We start from the raw sequence: 18,413 nt of genomic DNA, 5'->3' as shown, positions 1-18,413 counted from the left end.
GTCTTCGTTAGTATTGGCGGCTATGACATCTACCACTGAGCACAACCCGCTGCTGTCCCCCTCCACTCTGGACTATCAGCTGCCCGATTTCGCCGCCATCCGTTTCGAGCACTTTCGCCCCGCGTTTACTGAGGCCATGCGTCGGCACGAGGAGGAGATCCGCGAGATCCTCCGCAGCGAGGGCTGGGAGGACGTGGTAGAGCGGCTCGAGGCCTCGGGGCGCGATCTCGCCCGCGTGGAGTCGGTCTTTTTCAACCTGTGCAATACCGATTCCACGGAGGAGATGCTCGAGCTGGCCGCCGAGCTCGCCCCGGAGTTGGCGGCCCACCGCGACGCCATCATCCAGAACACCGAGCTCTACCAGCTGGTGCGCGATGCCGAGGTGCCGGAGGATGAGGAGTCCCGCCGGCTGCACGAGTACTATCTGCGGCTTTTTGCCCGCTCCGGCGCCACCCTCGATGCGGAGAAGAAGGCGGAGTTGGCCGAGCTCAACCGCGAGCTGTCCTCGCTCTCGGAGCGTTTCGGCTCCCAGCTGCTCAGCGATACCCAGAAGCTCGCCGTCAGCTTCGACTCCGAGGAGGAGCTCGCTGGGCTTTCGGCCTCGGCGATTGCCTCGGCGCGCGAAGAGGATGGCAGCTATGTGCTGCACCTGAACCTGCCGAGCGTGCAGTCTGTGCAGGCGCAGCTCGAGCGGCCGGAGTCGCGCCGCCGCGTCTACGAGGCCTCGCTGGCCCGCGGCGTGGAATCCACCACCCCCGTGGCGGTGCGCATGGCCCAGCTGCGGGCACGCAAGGCCGAGCTGCTCGGCTATAACAGCCACGCCGAGCTGGTGGTGGAAGAAGAAACCGCCCCCGATACCGCCGCGGTGTGGACCCTGCTGCGGGATCTCGCCCCGGCCGCCGCAGCTAATGCGCATGGCGAGTACAAGCGCATCCAGGATGTGGCCGGCGGCGAGGAGATCACCGCCGCCGATTGGCCCTATTGGGAAAATAAGCTGCGCGAGCAGGACTACGCCCTCGACGAGTCCCAGCTGCGCGAGTACTTCCCGCTGCGCAGCGTGGTGGAAAAGGGCGTGTTCTTCGCCGCCGAGCGCCTCTATGGCATCACCGTGCACCCGCGCGAGGACCTGCGCGGCTATCACGAGGATGTGCAGGTGTGGGAGGTGCGCGATAGCGATGGCACCGGTATCGGCCTGCTGCTCACCGACTACTATGCCCGCCCCTCCAAGCGCGGCGGGGCGTGGATGTCCGGCTTCGTCGAGCAATCGGAGCTGCTCGGCACCAAGCCGGTGGTGATTAACGTCTTGAACATTACCAAGCCGGCCGATGGTTCCGAGGCGCTGCTCAGCATGGACGAAGTGACCACCCTCTTCCACGAGTTTGGCCACGGCCTGCACGGGCTGCTCTCTCAGGTGCGCTATCCCAGCTTCTCCGGGACGAGCGTGCCCCGCGACTATGTGGAGTTCCCCTCCCAGATCAACGAGAACTGGGCGCTGGAGCCGGTGGTGCTGGATAATTACGCCCGCCACCACGTCACCGGCGAGGTCATTCCCGCAGAACTCGTCTCCGCGATCCACGCCTCCCGCACCTTCGGCCAGGGTTTCGCCACCAGCGAATACCTGGGTGCTGCGATTATCGATTACGCCTGGCATAGCCTCAGCGCCGCCGCGGCCGAAAAGATCGCCGCCACCCCGGAGGCCGTCGCCGAGTTCGAGCGCGCCGCGCTGAGCGACGCCGGGCTAGAGGTGGAGCACCTCGCCCCGCGCTATCAGACCCGCTATTTCAACCACATCTTCGCCGGTGGCTACTCGGCGGGCTACTACTCCTACCTTTGGGCGGAGGCGCTCGATGCCGATGGCTTCGAATGGTTCAAGGAGGTGGGCGCCGCCGTCGCTGCCGAGCGCAGCGAAGATGGCCTCAGCGGCGTCGATGCCGCCTCGGTGCGCGCGGCGGGGCAGCGTTTTAGGGAGCTGGTGCTCTCCCGCGGCGCCTCCCGCGACTTCACGGAGGCCTTTACCACGCTGCGCGGCCGCGAGAAGGATATCCAGCCGCTCCTGCAGCGGCGCGGCCTGGCGGGAGCGACCCGCTAAACTACATAGCCATGGATGCGCTGCGAGAGATCTACGTTGAGATCACCAATGAGCTCGGCCAGTGGATCGTCTCCTTGCCCGTGTGGCTGCAGGCGCCCGTGGTCACCACCGTCACGCTCGTTCTCTGCGGGATTGGGGCGGTGGTGCTCTTGCGCGTGATCGACCTTGCGGGCTCCCGCATTCACGCCCGCGTGCACGCCGAGGACACCTCCTGCAGCAGCAGCGCCGCGGCCGTCCGGCCGGGCCCAGCGGCGCGGGGTACTAAGATCGTGATGAACCAAGAACCCGTCGCCTGGAAAGAGCCCACCACCGAATGAAGAATAAGCCCCGTCGCCGCCGCCCGCGCAGTACCTATGGCAAGTCGCGGGTTACGCTCGCACTCATCGCGCTGCTGCTATTCGTCGTGGTGATGGCGCTACTCGGCCATCTCTAACGCGTCGCCGCCGCGGCGATGGTGCGGAAGAACTCCGCATCCGCCAGATCCTCGATAAGCACCGGCTCGCCGGTGGCAGTGCGCAGCGGCACACACCAGTTGGGGTAGTGCTCCTTCGTGGTGCCCGGCTGATTCTGTACTGCCTTATCGCCCACCAAATCCACCAGCGCAGTGCAGGTGAGTAGCGAGGGGGTGGCGGCCACATAGCAGTGCAGGGCGGCCACCAAGTCCACCAGCGGTCCGCGCTCACCGCGCTCGGCGCCCAGGAAGGTCTCGACGGGGCTGTGCCCGCGGAAGTAGCCCCGCTCGCGGACGCGCTCCAGCACCTCGTTTTGCCACGCCAGATCCTCGGCGTTTTCCTCTTCCTTGGAACGGCTAAACAATCCCAGCTGATCCCGCAGCTCCACATGGGTACCGGCCAGATAGCCGGCGGTGGGAGGCAGATCGTGGGTGGTGACCGAGGTGAGACACAGCTCGCGGTAGTGCTCGGGCAGGCGCGGGCCGCCGCCTTCGGGCTCGGACTCGAACCACAAGATAGAGGTGCCCATGATGCCGCGCGCGGCGAGCACATCCTGCACCCAGGACTCGAAGGTGCCGAGATCCTCGCCGATCACTACCGCCCCGGCGCGCTCGGCCTCAAGGACCAGGATGCCGACGAGGGCGTTGTAGTCGAAGTGCACATAGGTGCCGTGGGTGGGCGCCTGCATGCGGGGGATCCACCACAGGCGGAATAGGCCCAGAATGTGATCGATGCGGATGCCGCCGCTGTGGCGCAGAATCGTGCGCAGCATATCGCGCCAGGCCGCATAGCCGGACTCCGCCAGCTTGAAGGGATCCCACGGCGGCTGGGACCAATCCTGACCCTGCTGGTTATAGGCGTCCGGTGGAGCACCCACCGATGCCTGCGGGGCCAGCACCTCGGCGAGGGTGTGGGCATCGGCGCCACCGGGGTGCACCCCGACGGCGAGATCGGCCATGATGCCAATGCGCATGCCGGCGTCGAGGGCGCGGTGATGCGCCTGGCGCATCTGGGCATCGCAGAGCCATTGCACCCAGGCGTAGAAGGCGGCCACCTCCATCGGATCCTCGCTCAGGGCGTGGTTGCCATTCTGCGCGGCGTGCTCGGCCTCGGCGGCGAGATCCTGTTCGGCGCACCAGAGGGAGAAATCGATGAGGCCCTGGCCCTCCATCTCCACATACTCGCGGAATTGTTGCTCGCGCTCGGGGGAGCGCGGAGTGTTATAGAGCTCGCGCAGCACCTGCAGCTTGGTGGCGTAGATCGGATTGCGATCAATAAGCCCGCCCGAGTGGTTGAGCTCCTTCAGCGGCGCGGCCAGCTGCTGGATCTCGGCCTGGGTCTGGGCGTCGAGGGCCTGATACTCCGGAATGGACTCGATGTGCAGGTAGATCGGGTTCATGAAGCGCCGGGTGGTGGGCAGATAGGGGGAATCCTCCACCGGCGGGAAAGGCTCGGCCGCGTGCAGCGGATTGACCAGCACATAGTCGGCGTCGGCATGCGTCGCGAGTACCTCGGCGAGGGTGCCGAGATCATGGAAATCGCCGATTCCCCACGAGTCGGCGGAACGCACTGAATAGAGCTGCGCCATCACGCCGCTGCAGGGCTGCTCGCGCAGGGAGGCGGTGGTGCTCAACATGGTGGGGGTGACTACCAGCTGGCACTCCTCCTCGATATCCTCGGAGCGCAACTGCAGCGTGTGCCAGCCCAGGGGGAGATCATCGGGGGTAGAGAAGGTTGCCTCGCCCCAGGCGCAGCCATCGACGGTGCGCGGGGGAGTCCAATTATCCTCCTGGCGGGGGCGCACCTCGCCGCCGTCTTCGAGCAGGATCCGCACATCGGCCGCGGCGCCATCGTGCACATGCACATTAAAGAAGTGGCGATCCCCTTCCCGGGCCACCACGCAGCGCGGCAGGGGGCGCGTGGCTTCCGCATCCTCCACGCGGGCGCGTAACTGCGCTAACTCCTGCTCAGAGGAGTCGGCGGACAGCTCATAACCTAAGGCCCCAATGATGGAGATGAGGGTGTCCTCACTCACCTCCACTACGGAACCGTCGTTGGCGGTGTACTGCGTGGCAACACTCAGGGTACTGGCTAAATTACGAAGTTCGTCTCTAGAGCTCACAGGAACCATAGTGCCATTGACCGCTGAGGATCGTGCAATAATTGCCCGCTATCGTTGGCGAGCTATGTGCGCTCGGCCAGTGGGGGCGGGTAGCTTACAACATGAAGGTTTCTTCAAAATAGGCAACGGCGTTGCCGCCCGGTTGAAAGAAAGGTCCACAATAAGCATGGTGAATGAGTACTCCACCCCCGCGAAGTACAGCATCGGCGAGCATGACACATGCCTGACCGCCATGCTGGAGACCGCCCGCTCCCGCCCTTACGGCATTATGTTTACCCGGCCGCAGAACTTCGAATGGGTTAATGTCACCGGCCAGGAATTTGCGGAGGAAGTCTATGCGGTGGCCAAGGGCTTAATTGCCAATGGAGTGCAGAAGGGCGATCGCGTGGCCCTGCTCTGCGAGACCCGCTATGAGTGGACGCTCATCGATTTCGCTATTTGGGCGGCCGGGGCGGTGTCGGTGCCGATTTATGGCTCCTCCTCGCTCAGCCAAGTGCAGTGGATTATTGAGGATTCCGGCGCGGTCTTCGCCTTTACCGAATCCCAAGAACACACTGCGCTCATGCGTAACCTGCTGGTGGATGAGAATGGTGTGCCGCGGCTGTCCGGCTCGGCCTCGAAGCTGCGCCGCATCCTAGAAATTAATGCCTCCGCCGTGGACACCATCATGTTTGAAGGCCGCGAGGTAGACGACGTCGAGGTGGAGAAGCGCATCGCCGAGACCCGCTCCGAGGATCTCGCCTCCTTGGTCTATACCTCCGGCACCACCGGCCGCCCCAAGGGCTGCATGCTGACGCACCACAACTGGTTGGCCGAGGCCTATGCCTTGCTTACTCACCCCATCGGCCAGGTGGCCACCCCGGGCAATAGGGTGCTCACCTTCCTGCCGTTGGCCCACGTGTTCTCCCGCGCCGTGTCTTTGGGCGTGGTGATCTCGGGCGCCACTCAGAGCCACTGGTCCGATTTCTCCACCTTGTCGGTGGAGTTCCAGCGCTCCCGCCCGCATCTCATCTTGGGTGTGCCGCGCGTGTTCGAGAAGGTGCGCAACGGCGCCGCGCTCAACGCCAAGCAGGCCGGCCCGATCAAGGATGCGATCTTTGAGAAGGCGGAAAAGACCGCCCGCGAATACTCCAAGGCCCTCGATACCGAGGAAGGCCCCAGCAAGACCCTGCAGTGGCGGCACGCCACCTACGACAAGCTGGTCTATTCCAAGCTCCGCGCCGCGCTGGGTAACTCGGTGCGCTATTGCATCTCCGGTGGCGCCGCCATGGACCGGGATCTCTTGCACTTCTACCGCGGCATCGGTGTGACGGTCTATGAGGGCTATGGCCTCACCGAGCTCACCGCCGCCGCTGCGGTGAACTTTGATGACAACATCATCGGCACCGTCGGCCGCCCCGTCGGTGGCGTCTCCGCCCGGCTCTCCTCGGAGGGCGAGGTGATGTTCAAGGGGCAGACTCTCTTCCGCGGCTACTGGAACAACGAGGAGGCCAATCGTGAGTCCTTCGACGAGGATGGCTGGTTCAACACCGGCGACCTCGGCGAGATCTACGAATCGGGCCACATCGAGATCACCGGGCGCAAGAAGGATCTCATCGTCACCGCCGGTGGCAAGAATATCTCGCCCGGCCCGCTGGAGGACCAGCTGCGCTCCCACCCGTTGATCTCCCAGGCGCTGGTGGTGGGCGATGGCAAGCCCTTCGTGGGCGTGCTTATCACCCTGGAGCCGGAGGCCTTCGAGCACTTCAAGGCCCAGCGCAATATCCCGCTCTCCAAGTCGGTGAAGGATGTGGCCCTCGACCCCATGCTCCGCGCCGAAATCCAGGACGCGATCAACTCCGCCAATATGATGGTCTCCCACGCCGAGGCGATCAAGAAGTTCTACATCCTGGACCGGGACCTCAAGGAAGAGGAAAACGAGCTCACTCCCACCTTGAAGGTCAAGCGCAACGTGGTGGTGCGGCGCTTCTCGGAAGAGATCGACGTGCTCTACCGCACGAACTAGCCGCAGGACTACCCAGGGCGGATGTCTCCATCGGGCCACACCCGGCGAGGCATCCCCCTTTTTTCTTAGAACTGGCTTAAAGTCGTACGCGCAGAAGACAACCCGCCCGTCCCAGCGAGTAAAGGAGCAGCACGTGGAGCTACTTGACGCCAAGCTGCGCCTCAAAGAGCTCACTCAAGAGATGTACAACATCGGCGATGAAGTGGCCGAATACATCGAGCACATTGCCGAAGCCATCACCGACTGGGACGCCGAGCTCGTGGAGGAATGTCTCCTCGAATTCGACGAGATCGCGGTGGAAGCCATCAACGACGCCCGCGTGGTGGTCTCGGAGCTCTACGGCATCCGCCAGGCCCTCATCAGCGGGCTGCGCGCCGGGTCCATGGGCGTGTGGGAATCCAGCAAGCGCACGGAGCGATATGCGCGCCCGCAGCTTGTCGACGCCCACCTGCTCTCCACCTCTTTCGCGCTATCGAGTCCGATGTCGGTGCCGGCGCTGAGCGACGCCATGCAGGGTCGCACCGAACTGGCCACCCAGCAGCTCGCCGCGATTGTTGAATGGGAGCTGGACCAGACTGCCTGCGCCGCCGCAGACCTTGAGAGCGTGAGCCTCGCCACTATGTTCACCCGCACCCGCCGGCTGGTGCACGCCTGCGCCGAGGGTTGGCTGGAGACTGTCGCCCGCGCCCACCCCTCCTATGCCGCGGCTGCCCGCGGCTCCCACCCGCCCGAGTTCCTCGCCGAGCGGGCATGGATCGACGGCGTGGTGGCCTCGGTGCGGCGCCGCATGCACGCCAGCGACCGAGGTGCATGAGAGCAGCCATGAGCACCTTTGGCGTGTATATTCACGTGCCCTTTTGCGCCACGCGCTGTGGATATTGCGATTTCAATACCTACACCCCGGGCGAGCTCGGTAGCGCCTCCTCCCCGGAGTCCTATCTCCAGGCCCTCGCCATCGAGCTGGAACTCTCGGCCGCCGCCACCAGCCATCGCGTGGTGGATACGGTCTTTATTGGCGGGGGCACGCCCTCGCTGCTCGGCGCGGAGAAACTCGTCTCCATTCTGGGCATGATCCGCCAGCACTATGATCTCGCCCCCGATGCGGAGATCACCACCGAGTCCAATCCGGAATCCACCTCGGCCCGCTATTTCGAGCAGCTGCGCGCGGGCGGTTTCACTCGCGTGTCTTTGGGGATGCAATCCGCCAGCGAGTCGGTGCTGGCCACCCTCGATCGCACCCACACCCCAGGCCGCGCTGCCGCGGCGGCCGAGCAGGCGCATGCCGCCGGTTTCGAGCACGTGAACCTGGACATGATCTACGGCACCCCGGGCGAAACGGATGATGATGTGCGCCTCACCTTGGAGACGATCCTGGGCTCCGGGGTGGACCATGTTTCGGCCTATGCGCTGATCGTGGAACCGAATACCAAAATGGGGCGGCTGGTGCGCACCGGCCAGCTGCCCGCCCCCGACGATGATGTGATGGCCCGCCGCTTTGAGCTCATCTCCCACAGCCTCGAAGCGGCCGGACTCGACTGGTATGAGGTATCCAATTGGGCCCGCCCAGGCGGGGAGTGCCGGCACAATATCGGCTATTGGCGCGATGCCGACTGGTGGGGCGCCGGGCCGGGGGCGCACTCGCATATCGGCGACCAGCGCTTCTATAACGTCAAGCATCCGCGGCGCTACTATGAGCGGCTCGGCCGCGGCGAGTTGCCGATTCAGGAGACGGAGCAGCTCAGCGCTAGCGACCGCCACACCGAGCAGATTATGCTGGGCCTGCGCATGCGCGAGGGAATAGCGCGGAGCGCGCTGGACCCGGCTGCTGCGGAGACGATCGACCGCTACGTTGATCGCCAGCTACTGAGCGTCGATAAGCACCGGCTCAGACTGAGTAATCAGGGTCGCCTCTTGGCCGATGGGATCATCGCCGATCTGTTGCTCGCGGAGGAGGAGCACTAGGCTGGTGCGTTAAGAGGGAGGTAGATGCATGTCCACAGCCACTGATGCGCGGCGCGTCCGCGTGCTGCGCGCGATTGTTGCCGATTACATCAGCTCGCAGGAGCCCGTGGGGTCGAAGTCGCTGGTGGAGCGCTATAACCTCGGGGTGTCCTCGGCCACCATCCGCAATGACATGGCGGTGCTGGAATCGGAGGGTTTTATCACCCAGCCCCACGCCTCCTCGGGGCGCGTGCCCACGGAGAAGGCCTATCGCAGCTTCGTGGACTCCATTCATGACGTCAAACCGCTCTCGCTGCCCGAACGGCGCGCCATCCTCTCCTTCCTAGAAGAGGGGGTGGATCTGGAGGATGTGCTGCGTCGCGCCGTGCAGCTGCTCTCCCAACTCACCCGCCAGGCGGCGGTGGTGCAGATGCCGATGCTGCAGGTCTCGCGGGTCAAGCACTGCGAGGTGGTGCTGCTCAGCCCCGTGCGGCTCTTGCTCGTGCTCATCACCGATACCGGCCGGGTGGAGCAACGCAATGTGGAACTCGAGGATGTGATCGAGCCGGAACAGGTGGCGCAGCTGCGCCACGCCCTCAACCGGGCTTTGGGCAATCACACCCTCTCCGATGCCTCGGTGGCGCTGGCGGATCTCGCCTCCCATGCGCCGCACGACATCCGTATTCCCGTGATCACCTGCGCCACCGTGCTCATCGAGACCCTCGTCGAGGCGCCTTCCGATCGTCTCATTCTGGCCGGCGCCTCCAATCTCAGCCGCGCCCGCGGCGACTTTCCCCAGGGGCTCCCAGAGGTGCTCGAGGCGCTGGAGGAGCAGGTGGTGGTGCTCAAGCTGCTCTCCAATGCCCACGATCTCGGCTCCGTGCGCGTCTCCATCGGCGGCGAGCACGAGGAATCGGAGCTGAAGCACACCTCGCTGGTGGCTACCGGCTATGGCACCGGTGAACGCCTGGGCGGCATGGGGGTGATGGGGCCGACCTATATGGATTATTACGGCACCATGTCCAAGGTGCAGGCCGTGGCCAGCTATGTGTCGCGGGTGCTCACAGACGAATATCACGGGGAATAATTCCGCGAAGTTTCTCCTTGTAGGGGAGGAGACTAAGCTATCGGTGTTTGAGCACTGTCAATATACAACTACTTAGGGGAAAGATTAAGACTCGTGGCTCGTGACTATTACGGAATCTTGGGCGTGGACTCGTCGGCAAGCGATGCGCAGATTAAAAAGGCGTACCGCAAGCTGGCCCGCAAATACCACCCGGATGTCAACGATACCGAGGAAGCAGCGGAGAAGTTCCGCGAGATCTCGGTGGCCCAAGAGGTCCTGCTCGATCCCGAGAAACGCCGCATCGTGGACATGGGCGGGGACCCGATGGAGCAGCGCGCCCAGGGCGGCTATGGCGGTGGCTTCTCCGGTGGCGGCTTCGGCGATATCTTCGAAGCCTTCTTCGGTGGCGCCGGTGGGGGCGGCCGTGGCCCGCGCTCGCGAGTGCAGCCCGGCAACGATGCCCTGCTGCGCACCGAGATCTCCCTGGAGGAGGCCTTCCGCGGAGTCAAGAAGGACATCACCGTCGATACTGCCGTGCTCTGCGATTGCTGCGAGGGCACCGGTTCGGAGTCCAAGGCTGCGCCCGAGACCTGCGGGACGTGTCATGGCAGCGGTGAGATCCAAGAGGTGCAGCGCAGCATCCTCGGCAATGTGATGACTTCCCGCCCCTGCCGGGCCTGCCAGGGCTTCGGCGAGATTATCAAGGATCCCTGCTCGGAGTGCTCGGGCGAGGGACGGGTGCGCAAGCGCCGCGATCTCGTGGTGTCTATTCCGCAGGGCATCGCCGACGGCATGCGCATTCGCATGGCCGGCCAGGGCGAGGTCGGACACGGTGGCGGGCCAGCTGGCGATCTCTACGTGGAGGTCAGCACCACCCCGCACCCGGTATTCACCCGCGATGGCGATACCCTGCACTTCACCGCGAAGGTGCCTATGGTGGATGCGGCGCTCGGTGCCGCTCTCACCGTCACCGATCTCCGCGGCGAGGAGCTGACGGTGGATATCCAGCCCGGCTCCCAGCCTGGCCAGACCGTGCGCATGCACGGCGCCGGCATGCCGAAGCTGCGCGCCGAGGGCGCCGGTGACATGGTGGCGCACCTCGACGTCACCGTGCCCACCGAGCTCAATGACGCCTCCCGCGAGCTGCTGGAGAAGGTGCGTGCCCAGTCCTCCGAGTCGGTCAAGGTGCATAGCCAGGACCGTGAAGGCGAGGGCTTCTTCGACCGCGTCCGCAGCCGCTTCCGCAGGTAAAAGCAGTGTCCCTTCCGCTCTTTTTGGACCCCGAGCTCGCGGCGGCCCCGCCGGTGGGCGCGCGCGTGGAGTTGCGCGGCCAAGAGGCCACCCATGCCGGCACCGTGATGCGGCTCGGCGTGGGCGAGCAGCTGCGGCTGAGCAATGGCCGCGGCCTCGTGCTGCGCTGCGAGATCGCCGCCCCGCCCAGCAAGCAGCGTGTGGAGCTGACTGTCTGCGCGGTGGAGGAGGTGGCCGCGCCGCGGCCGCGGGTGAGTATCGTCCAGGCGCTGCCCAAATCCGAGCGGGCCGAGCTCGCCGTGGATCTGGCCACCCAGGGAGGGGTCGATGCCCTTATTCCCTGGCAGGCCAGCAGGTGTATCGCCAAGTGGCCGGCGCAAAAGCGGGCCAAGTTGCACGGCAAATGGGTGAGCACCGCCGTGGCGGCCGCCAAGCAGTCCCGCCGCCCCGTCGTGCCCGAGGTGGAGCAGCTGCACCAGACCGCCGAGATTGTGCAGCGCATCGAGGCCCTCACCGCCGCCGGCGGGCTGGCCTATGTGCTGCACGAGGAGGCCACCGAGTCGCTGGGCACCGCCTGTGTTGATGCCCCAGAGATCATGCTCATCGTCGGCCCCGAGGGCGGGATCAGTGAGGAGGAGCTGGCGGCCTTTCGCGCGGCGGGCGCCCAGCCGGTGCTGCTCGGCCCCGAGGTGCTGCGCACCGCCAGCGCCGGGCTGGTGGCGTTGGCCGCGATTGGTTCGCGCACTCCGCGCTGGCATCTACGTTAAGCTGCAGTGGACACTCCGGAAAGGACAAGAAAGAGAGCACGTGGGAATCTACGAGCGCACCGAAACCGCATCGTTGAGCTATAGCATCGAGCCGCAGCTGGCCCAGGCGGTCTGCGGGATCAATGACGAGAACATTAAGGTCCTCGACAACCAGCTGGCCTGCGATTTCTTCGTGCGCGGCAACGAGGTCACCCTCACCGGGCCCGCCCCCGTGGTGGCCCGGGCGCGCCGCGTGCTGAACGAGCTGCAGGCCATGGCGCGGCGGGGTCATGTGATCACCCGCGACGCGGTCAAGCACACCATCACCATGGTCAGCGTCGAGGCCCCCGAGGGCGTCAATCGCCGCTTGGCCCAGGAGATCGTGGCCCGCCGGGGCAAGGTGATTCGCCCCAAGACTCGTGGCCAGCAGGACTATGTGGATGCCATCGACCAGCACACCGTGGTCTTCGGTATCGGCCCAGCCGGCTCCGGTAAAACCTATTTGGCCATGGCCAAGGCCGTGCAGGCCCTGCAGTCCAAGGCTGTCTCGCGCATCATTCTTACCCGTCCCGCCGTGGAGGCAGGGGAGAAGCTGGGCTTTTTGCCCGGCACCTTAAATGACAAGATCGACCCCTATCTGCGGCCGCTCTATGATGCGCTGCGCGACATGATGGATCCCGAGGCCATCACCAAGCTCATGGAGGCCGGTGTGATCGAGGTGGCACCCTTGGCCTATATGCGCGGCCGCACCCTCAATGATGCATTCGTGATCCTCGACGAGGCCCAGAACACCACGCCGGCGCAGATGAAGATGTTTCTTACCCGCCTCGGCTTCGGCTCCACGATGGTGGTCACCGGCGATATCACGCAGGTGGATCTGCCCGGTGGGCAGAAGTCCGGGTTGCGCATTGTCCGCGAGATCCTCTCCGGGGTAGAGGATATCTACTTCGCCGATCTCGGCGCCGAGGACGTGGTGCGCCACCAGCTCGTGGGCGCCATCGTGGACGCCTATGACGATTATGATGAACGCCAGCTCAAGCGGAAGGCCCAGCAGTGAGCATCGAGATTTTTAATGAGTCCGGATACCCGGGCGTCAACGAGGAAGCACTCATCGACGTCGCCGGTTTCGCTTTGCGACGCATGGACATCAACCCAGCCGCAGAGCTATCCATCCACATCGTGGACCTCGACACCATCGCCGATTTGCATGTGCGCTGGCTGGATCTCGAAGGCCCCACCGATGTGATGAGCTTCCCCGTGGACGAGCTCACCCCCGGCTCCGGTGGACGCCCCGACGCCGCCGATCCCGGCCCGGCCATGCTGGGCGATATCGTGCTCTGCCCCGAGTTCGCGGAGCGCCAAGCCACCAAGGCTGGCCACAATCTTTCCCACGAATTGGCGCTGCTCACTGTGCACGGCTGCCTGCACCTGATGGGCTTCGATCACCTCGAGCCCGAGCAGGAGCGGGAGATGTTCGCGCTGCAAAACGAGCTTTTGGCCGACTGGTACGATGACATCCACGAGCGCGAGCTCGAGTTTCCCGCCAAGCCCTCGGGGGCATCTGCTTTTCCCAGCGCGGCCGATCGCGCCGAGTTGGATGAGACCCTGACCGATACAGAAGGACACATTCCGCCGATCGCGGAGCCCCGCCCCTAACTTATGGAACCCACCTTATTGCTCATCTTCGTCCTCGGGGCGGTGGTCGCCACCATCGCCTCCGCGGCTTTCGGCACCATCGAATCCGCCGTCAATTCCATCTCTCCCGCCCGCGTGGAAGAGATGGTCAAAAGCGAGAAGGAGGGTTCCAAAACCCTCCTCAAAGTGTTGCAGCGCCGCGCCGACAACATCAATCTTCTGGTGTTGCTGCGCACGCTTCTCGACGCCATCGCCGCGGTACTCATCGCCCTGTTTACCGTGGATCTGATCGATGGCAAGGCCTGGGCGCTGCTGATCGCGGTGCTCGGCTTCAGCCTCATCAACTATCTCGTGGTGGGCGTGTTCTCCCGCACCGTGGGGCGCAAGAACCCCTACACGGTCTCTTTGCGTTCCGCCGTGGTGCTCTCCGCCATCGGCTATGTGCTGGGCCCGATCAGCCGCATTCTCATTTGGGTGGGCAATAAGCTCACCCCCGGTGATGGTTTCCGCGATGGCCCCTTCGCCTCCGAGGTGGAGGTGCGCGAGATGGTGGACATGGCCCTCGAAAACGGCATCGTGGAAAACTCCGAGCGCAAGATGATCCAGTCCGTCTTCGACCTCACCTCCACCACGGCCCGCCAAGTGATGGTGCCGCGGCCCGAGATGGTATGGATCGAGCAGGACAAAAATGCCGGCCAGGCCACCTCGCTATGCGTGCGTTCCGGCTACTCCCGCATCCCCGTGATCGGGGAAAACGTGGACGATATCGTGGGCGTGGTCTATCTCAAGGACCTCGTGCAGCAGACCTACTATTCCACCGATGGCGGCCGCAGCGTCGCCGTCACCGACCTGATGCGCGAGCCCAGCTTCGTGCCCGATTCCAAGTCCCTCGACGAGCTGCTGCAGGAGATGCAGCTGCAGCGCTTCCACATCGCGATGTTGGTGGACGAATACGGCGGCATCGCCGGGTTGATCTCCATCGAGGACATCTTGGAGGAGATCGTGGGCGAGATCGCCGACGAGTACGACTCCGATGAGATCGCCCCCATCGAGAAGATCTCCGAGCGGTGCTACCGCGTGCACGCCAAGCTCTCCCTCGACGAGCTCGAGGAGTTTGTGGCCGAGGAACTCGAGCAGGATCTCGAGTTCGACGATGACCTCGACGTGGACACCGTGGGCGGGCTCATGGCCTTCGGCCTGGGGCGCGTGCCCCTGCCCGGCTCCAGCACCCACACCCACGGGCTCACCCTGACCGCGGAAGGCGGCACGGATCGCAAGGGCCGGATGCGTATTGTCACCGTGGTGGTCAGCGTCGATAAGCCAGCGGAGCAGGACGAAGAGCCGCAACGCTGATCGCGTATGCTTAAGCGCATGTTCACCGATACACCTGAAGGTTTCCGCTCTGGCTTTGTGAGTTTCGTGGGAAGGCCCAATACCGGCAAGTCCACGCTGATGAACGCCCTGGTGGGCGAGAAAGTGGCCATTACCGCCGATCAGCCGGAAACCACGCGGCACACCATTCGCGGGCTCGTGCACCGCGAGGACGCGCAGGTAGTCATCGTGGATACCCCAGGGCTGCACCGCCCGCGCACCCTGCTGGGTGAGCGCCTCAATGAGATGGTGGCCGAGACCTACGCCGATGTGGATGTCATCGGCATCACCATTCCCGCCGATGAGAAGATCGGGCCCGGCGATCGGTGGATCGTGGAGAACGTGCGCAAGGTAGCGCCGCACACCACCCTGCTGGGCGTGATCACCAAGGTGGATAAGGTCAGCCGCGATACCATCGCCGAGCGGCTGCTGCAGGCCCATGAGCTGCTCGGGCCTGAGGCGGAACTCGTTCCGGTCTCGTCCATGTCGGGCGAGCAGCTCGATGTGCTCATGGACGTGATTGTGGGGCTGCTGCCCGAGGGGCCGAAGTTCTATCCCGACGATCACATCACCGACGACTCCACCGAGAAGCGCATGGCCGAGCTCATCCGCGAGGCCGCCCTCAGCGGGCTCAAAGAGGAATTGCCGCACTCGGTGGCCGTGGAGATCGACGAGGTGCTGGACGATCCCGAGCGCCCCGGGGTGAAAAACGTGCACGCCGTGATCTATGTGGAGCGGCCCGGGCAGAAGAAGATCCTCATGGGCAAGGCCGATCGCCGCTATGGGCGCATCGTGCACAACGCCCGCCAAGAGATCATGCAGCTGCTGGGCCATAATATCTATCTCGACCTGCGTATTAAGGTGCTCAAAGACTGGCAGCAGGATCCCAAATCCTTGGGACGACTCGGGTTTTAAGGGAGGTCCTCGCGCGTGCGACGCGGCAGCTTCCGCGACCGCGCCCTCGTGGTGCGCACCTATGATTTCGGCGAGGCCGATCGCATCGTCGTACTGCTCACGCGCGCACACGGTCTGGTGCGCGCCGTGGCCAAAGGAGTACGCCGCGCCCGCTCGCGTTTCGGCTCACGGATCCAGCGCTTCGTGCTTCTCGACGTCGAGTGCTACCCAGGCAAAAACCTGGCGCTCATCACCGGCGCAGACACGGTGAACTACTACGCATCCGGCATCATCGAGGACTACCAGCGCTATAGCGCGGCCTGCGCGGTGCTCGAAACCGCCGAAAAGCTCTCCCTGGCGGATCTGCCCGATGCGGCTCTCTTCGATCTCGCCGCCGCCGCCCTCGACTCCCTGCGCCACGATGACACTCCGCTGCTCAGCCTCGATATTTTCCTCTTGCAGGCGATGGGCAGCGCCGGCTGGTTGCCCGAAATGTTCAACTGCGCTCACTGCGATAAACCGGGGCCCCACCGCGGCTTCGACCCCGGTTCCGGCGGGGCCGTATGCGCCGAATGCCGTCCACCCGGTGCCGCCACCGTGCCCACTGAGGCGCTTCGGCTCATGTGGTGGATGGCGCACGGCCGCTACGATGCCATGGCCCGCGCCCAGCAGGCCGATCCGGTGCAATGGGCGGCGCTGGTGGATACAGCGCACCGCCTGATCACCGATCACGTGCAATACCATCTCGAGCGGGGTGTGCTCAGCCTGCGGGCGGATTAATGGCACAATGAGGGAGTGAATTCATCTGAACTTACCCCGCCGAACATTCCCGCCGAGTTTATTCCGCGCCATATTGCGCTGGTCATGGACGGAAATGGGCGCTGGGCTAAGGAACGCGGCCTCAAGCGCACCGAAGGCCACAAACGCGGCGAAGCCGTGCTCATGGATGTGGTGGATGCCTGCCTCGCATTGGGCGTGGAGTATCTCTCCGCCTACGCCTTCTCCACCGAGAACTGGCGGCGCAGCACGGACGAGGTGCGCTTCCTCATGGGCTTCAACCGCGATGTGCTGCGGCGGCAGCGCGACGTACTCAACGAGAAAGGCGTGCGAGTGCGGTGGGCAGGCCGCCGGCCGCGGCTATGGCGCAGCGTCATCCGCGAGCTAGAAGAAGCCGAGCAGCTCACCGCGTCCAACACCCGCATGACCCTGGCTATGTGCGTGAACTACGGCGGCCGAGCCGAGATCGTCGACGCCGCCCGCGAGATCGCCCGCCAAGCCCGCGCCGGGACGCTCTCGCCTGGGGCTATCACCGAGGAGCGCTTCTCCGAGTTCCTCGACGAGCCCGATATGCCCGATGTGGACCTCTTCTTGCGGCCCTCGGGGGAGAAGCGCACCTCAAACTTTTTGCTCTGGCAATCCGCGTATGCCGAGATGGTCTACCAAGACAAACTCTTCCCCGATTTCACTCCCCAGGACCTTTTCGCCGCAGTGGAGGAATATGCCCGCCGCGATCGCCGATTCGGTGGAGTGAAATAAAAATTTCACCCATATCCCATGATCAACCCCGGTTGGCAGCGCCGCCACGAGGGGTTAAGATACCGGCGATCACGTGGTAATCGGCCACGTATCGTCGTCATGAGCCGCGGCACGTGAACATAACGCGCGCGACGTGGCGCACGCATGAGCTGGGAGAGAAATGTCAGACAAAGCGACGTCCGCAGGAAGCCATGAGGCGGGAGGGAAGAAGGCTGCGCGGCTGCTCAGTACTGCCAGCCCCAAGCAAGTAAAGCGCTGGCGCCAATACCTCGCCAATGAACGCGCCGAGGCGGCCGTGTACCGCGAGCTCGCCCGCGGCAAGACGGGGGAGGAGCGCGAGATCCTGCTGCGCATCGCCCAAGCGGAGTCGCGGCACGAACAGCACTGGCACACCCTCCTCGGCGATGAAGTGGGCATGCCCCTGCGGCCGGATTTCTCCACGCGGTTTATGGCCTTTATGGCGCGCCACTTCGGATCAGTCTTCACCTTGGCGCTCATGCAAAACGCGGAGTCGCGTAGCCCCTATGAGGAGGACCAAGACGCGACCGGCCAAATGCAGGCCGATGAGCGCATCCACGCCGAGGTCGTTCGCGGCCTCGCGGCGCGCTCCCGGGAACGCATGTCCGGCGGCTTCCGCGCCGGGGTCTTTGGGCTCAACGATGGTCTCGTCTCTAACCTCGCGCTCGTGCTCGGCATCGCGGGCTCCGGGGTGTCGCAGAACGTCATTCTGCTCACCGGCGTATCTGGTCTTTTGGCCGGCGCCCTCTCGATGGCGGCGGGGGAGTACGTCTCGGTGCAGTCCCAAAAAGAGCTCCTCGAGGCATCCACCCCCGACCCCGAGGTGCGCCGTGCGCTCCCGCAGCTCGACTTCGACGCCAATGAGCTCGCCTTGGTCTATCGTGCCCGCGGAATCGATCAGCAGGAGGCCGAGGACAAAGCTCGGGCCGTGCTGCAGCGCATCCGCACCGCACATGATGTTCAGACCCCGGGCGAATTGAGCGATGCGTCCTCCGATACCAGCTCCGTGGGTACAGGGATAACCGCGGCGCTGTCGAGCTTCGCGTTCTTTGCCGGCGGCGCCCTCATCCCCATCCTGCCCTTCCTCTTTGCCCTCTCCACCACCACGGCTGCGGTGATCAGCACCGTGCTCGTTGGTATCGCCCTGCTGCTCACCGGTGGCATCGTGGGCGTACTTTCCGGCGGGCCGCCGGCCAAGCGGGCGCTGCGGCAGCTGGCCATTGGTCTCGGAGCGGCAGGCGTGACCTGGCTATTGGGCACGCTCTTCGGTACCAGCATCTCCTAGCT

The 18,413-nt window shown here is 64.7% G+C and carries 16 protein-coding genes; 15 read left to right on the top strand and 1 reads right to left on the bottom strand.

What is annotated here, in order from left to right; translation table 11 throughout:
• Nucleotides 1–22: 22 nt before the first annotated feature.
• Together KR227_RS05060 and KR227_RS05055 are read left to right on the top strand one after the other, a co-directional pair.
• Nucleotides 23–2,089 (top strand): M3 family metallopeptidase, encoded by a 2,067-nt coding sequence (locus tag KR227_RS05060; RefSeq protein ID WP_218364107.1) that lies wholly within the window; start codon nucleotides 23–25, stop codon nucleotides 2,087–2,089.
• Nucleotides 2,090–2,100: 11 nt separating this feature from the next.
• Nucleotides 2,101–2,406 carry a hypothetical protein gene (locus KR227_RS05055; RefSeq protein ID WP_218364399.1) on the top strand — a complete coding sequence of 102 codons (306 nt, stop codon included), beginning with the start codon at nucleotides 2,101–2,103 and terminating at the stop codon, nucleotides 2,404–2,406.
• Between the two features lie 112 nt (nucleotides 2,407–2,518).
• On the opposite strand, the gene malQ is transcribed toward KR227_RS05055, so the two are convergent.
• Nucleotides 2,519–4,663 (bottom strand): 4-alpha-glucanotransferase, encoded by a 2,145-nt coding sequence (gene malQ / locus KR227_RS05050; protein WP_218364105.1) that lies wholly within the window; start codon nucleotides 4,661–4,663, stop codon nucleotides 2,519–2,521.
• A gap of 166 nt (nucleotides 4,664–4,829) precedes the next feature.
• On the opposite strand from malQ, the gene KR227_RS05045 reads away from it, so the two are divergent.
• The 13 genes from KR227_RS05045 to KR227_RS04985 all read left to right on the top strand — a co-directional run bounded on the left by KR227_RS05045 (nucleotide 4,830) and on the right by KR227_RS04985 (nucleotide 18,411).
• Nucleotides 4,830–6,668 (top strand): long-chain fatty acid--CoA ligase, encoded by a 1,839-nt coding sequence (locus KR227_RS05045; protein ID WP_218364103.1) that lies wholly within the window; start codon nucleotides 4,830–4,832, stop codon nucleotides 6,666–6,668.
• 133 nt (nucleotides 6,669–6,801) lie between these two features.
• Nucleotides 6,802–7,482, top strand: coding sequence for a hypothetical protein (locus KR227_RS05040; RefSeq protein WP_151529159.1), 681 nt, complete (start codon nucleotides 6,802–6,804; stop codon nucleotides 7,480–7,482).
• An 8-nt stretch (nucleotides 7,483–7,490) separates the two neighbouring features.
• Entirely contained in the window at nucleotides 7,491–8,630 is a 1,140-nt protein-coding gene (gene hemW, locus KR227_RS05035; RefSeq protein ID WP_218364102.1) for a radical SAM family heme chaperone HemW, read from the top strand.
• 28 nt (nucleotides 8,631–8,658) lie between these two features.
• On the top strand, nucleotides 8,659–9,696 hold the full coding sequence (hrcA, locus tag KR227_RS05030) for a heat-inducible transcriptional repressor HrcA (protein ID WP_218364101.1): 1,038 nt from the start codon (nucleotides 8,659–8,661) through the stop codon (nucleotides 9,694–9,696).
• A 93-nt stretch (nucleotides 9,697–9,789) separates the two neighbouring features.
• Entirely contained in the window at nucleotides 9,790–10,926 is a 1,137-nt protein-coding gene (dnaJ, locus tag KR227_RS05025; protein ID WP_218364100.1) for a molecular chaperone DnaJ, read from the top strand.
• Between the two features lie 5 nt (nucleotides 10,927–10,931).
• Entirely contained in the window at nucleotides 10,932–11,693 is a 762-nt protein-coding gene (locus KR227_RS05020; RefSeq protein WP_218364099.1) for a 16S rRNA (uracil(1498)-N(3))-methyltransferase, read from the top strand.
• A 40-nt stretch (nucleotides 11,694–11,733) separates the two neighbouring features.
• A complete protein-coding gene (locus tag KR227_RS05015) occupies nucleotides 11,734–12,729 on the top strand; it encodes a PhoH family protein (protein ID WP_218364098.1) in 996 nt (331 codons plus the stop codon).
• Nucleotides 12,726–13,328, top strand: coding sequence for an rRNA maturation RNase YbeY (gene ybeY / locus KR227_RS05010; protein ID WP_218364097.1), 603 nt, complete (start codon nucleotides 12,726–12,728; stop codon nucleotides 13,326–13,328). The genes KR227_RS05015 and ybeY overlap by 4 nt, the downstream gene beginning before the upstream one ends.
• Nucleotides 13,329–13,331: 3 nt before the next feature.
• The gene (locus KR227_RS05005; protein ID WP_151529166.1) at nucleotides 13,332–14,660 is read left to right on the top strand and encodes a hemolysin family protein; all 1,329 of its coding nucleotides are present in this window, start codon (nucleotides 13,332–13,334) and stop codon (nucleotides 14,658–14,660) included.
• 18 nt (nucleotides 14,661–14,678) lie between these two features.
• The gene (gene era, locus KR227_RS05000) at nucleotides 14,679–15,593 is read left to right on the top strand and encodes a GTPase Era (protein WP_151549274.1); all 915 of its coding nucleotides are present in this window, start codon (nucleotides 14,679–14,681) and stop codon (nucleotides 15,591–15,593) included.
• A gap of 15 nt (nucleotides 15,594–15,608) precedes the next feature.
• The gene (gene recO / locus KR227_RS04995; RefSeq protein WP_218364096.1) at nucleotides 15,609–16,352 is read left to right on the top strand and encodes a DNA repair protein RecO; all 744 of its coding nucleotides are present in this window, start codon (nucleotides 15,609–15,611) and stop codon (nucleotides 16,350–16,352) included.
• A 15-nt stretch (nucleotides 16,353–16,367) separates the two neighbouring features.
• A complete protein-coding gene (locus tag KR227_RS04990; protein ID WP_218364095.1) occupies nucleotides 16,368–17,108 on the top strand; it encodes an isoprenyl transferase in 741 nt (246 codons plus the stop codon).
• A 160-nt stretch (nucleotides 17,109–17,268) separates the two neighbouring features.
• Nucleotides 17,269–18,411 carry a VIT1/CCC1 transporter family protein gene (locus KR227_RS04985; RefSeq protein WP_218364093.1) on the top strand — a complete coding sequence of 381 codons (1,143 nt, stop codon included), beginning with the start codon at nucleotides 17,269–17,271 and terminating at the stop codon, nucleotides 18,409–18,411.
• Nucleotides 18,412–18,413 lie beyond the last annotated feature (2 nt).

Source organism: Corynebacterium sp. TAE3-ERU30 (assembly GCF_019209925.1).
GTDB classification, from domain to species: Bacteria; Actinomycetota; Actinomycetes; order Mycobacteriales; family Mycobacteriaceae; genus Corynebacterium; species Corynebacterium megadyptis.
This window is presented reverse-complemented; position numbering and strand designations above follow the sequence as displayed.

Excerpts from the sequence above, each read along its gene's own strand:
- hemW (WP_218364102.1), top strand. The coding sequence starts at position 7,491 with ATGAGCACCTTTGGCGTGTATATTCACGTGCCCTTTTGCGCCACGCGC.
- KR227_RS05055 (WP_218364399.1), top strand. The coding sequence starts at position 2,101 with ATGGATGCGCTGCGAGAGATCTACGTTGAGATCACCAATGAGCTCGGC.
- KR227_RS05005 (WP_151529166.1), top strand. The coding sequence starts at position 13,332 with ATGGAACCCACCTTATTGCTCATCTTCGTCCTCGGGGCGGTGGTCGCC.
- KR227_RS04985 (WP_218364093.1), top strand. The coding sequence starts at position 17,269 with ATGTCAGACAAAGCGACGTCCGCAGGAAGCCATGAGGCGGGAGGGAAG.
- hrcA (WP_218364101.1), top strand. The coding sequence starts at position 8,659 with ATGTCCACAGCCACTGATGCGCGGCGCGTCCGCGTGCTGCGCGCGATT.
- KR227_RS05060 (WP_218364107.1), top strand. The coding sequence starts at position 23 with ATGACATCTACCACTGAGCACAACCCGCTGCTGTCCCCCTCCACTCTG.
- era (WP_151549274.1), top strand. The coding sequence starts at position 14,679 with ATGTTCACCGATACACCTGAAGGTTTCCGCTCTGGCTTTGTGAGTTTC.
- KR227_RS05045 (WP_218364103.1), top strand. The coding sequence starts at position 4,830 with ATGGTGAATGAGTACTCCACCCCCGCGAAGTACAGCATCGGCGAGCAT.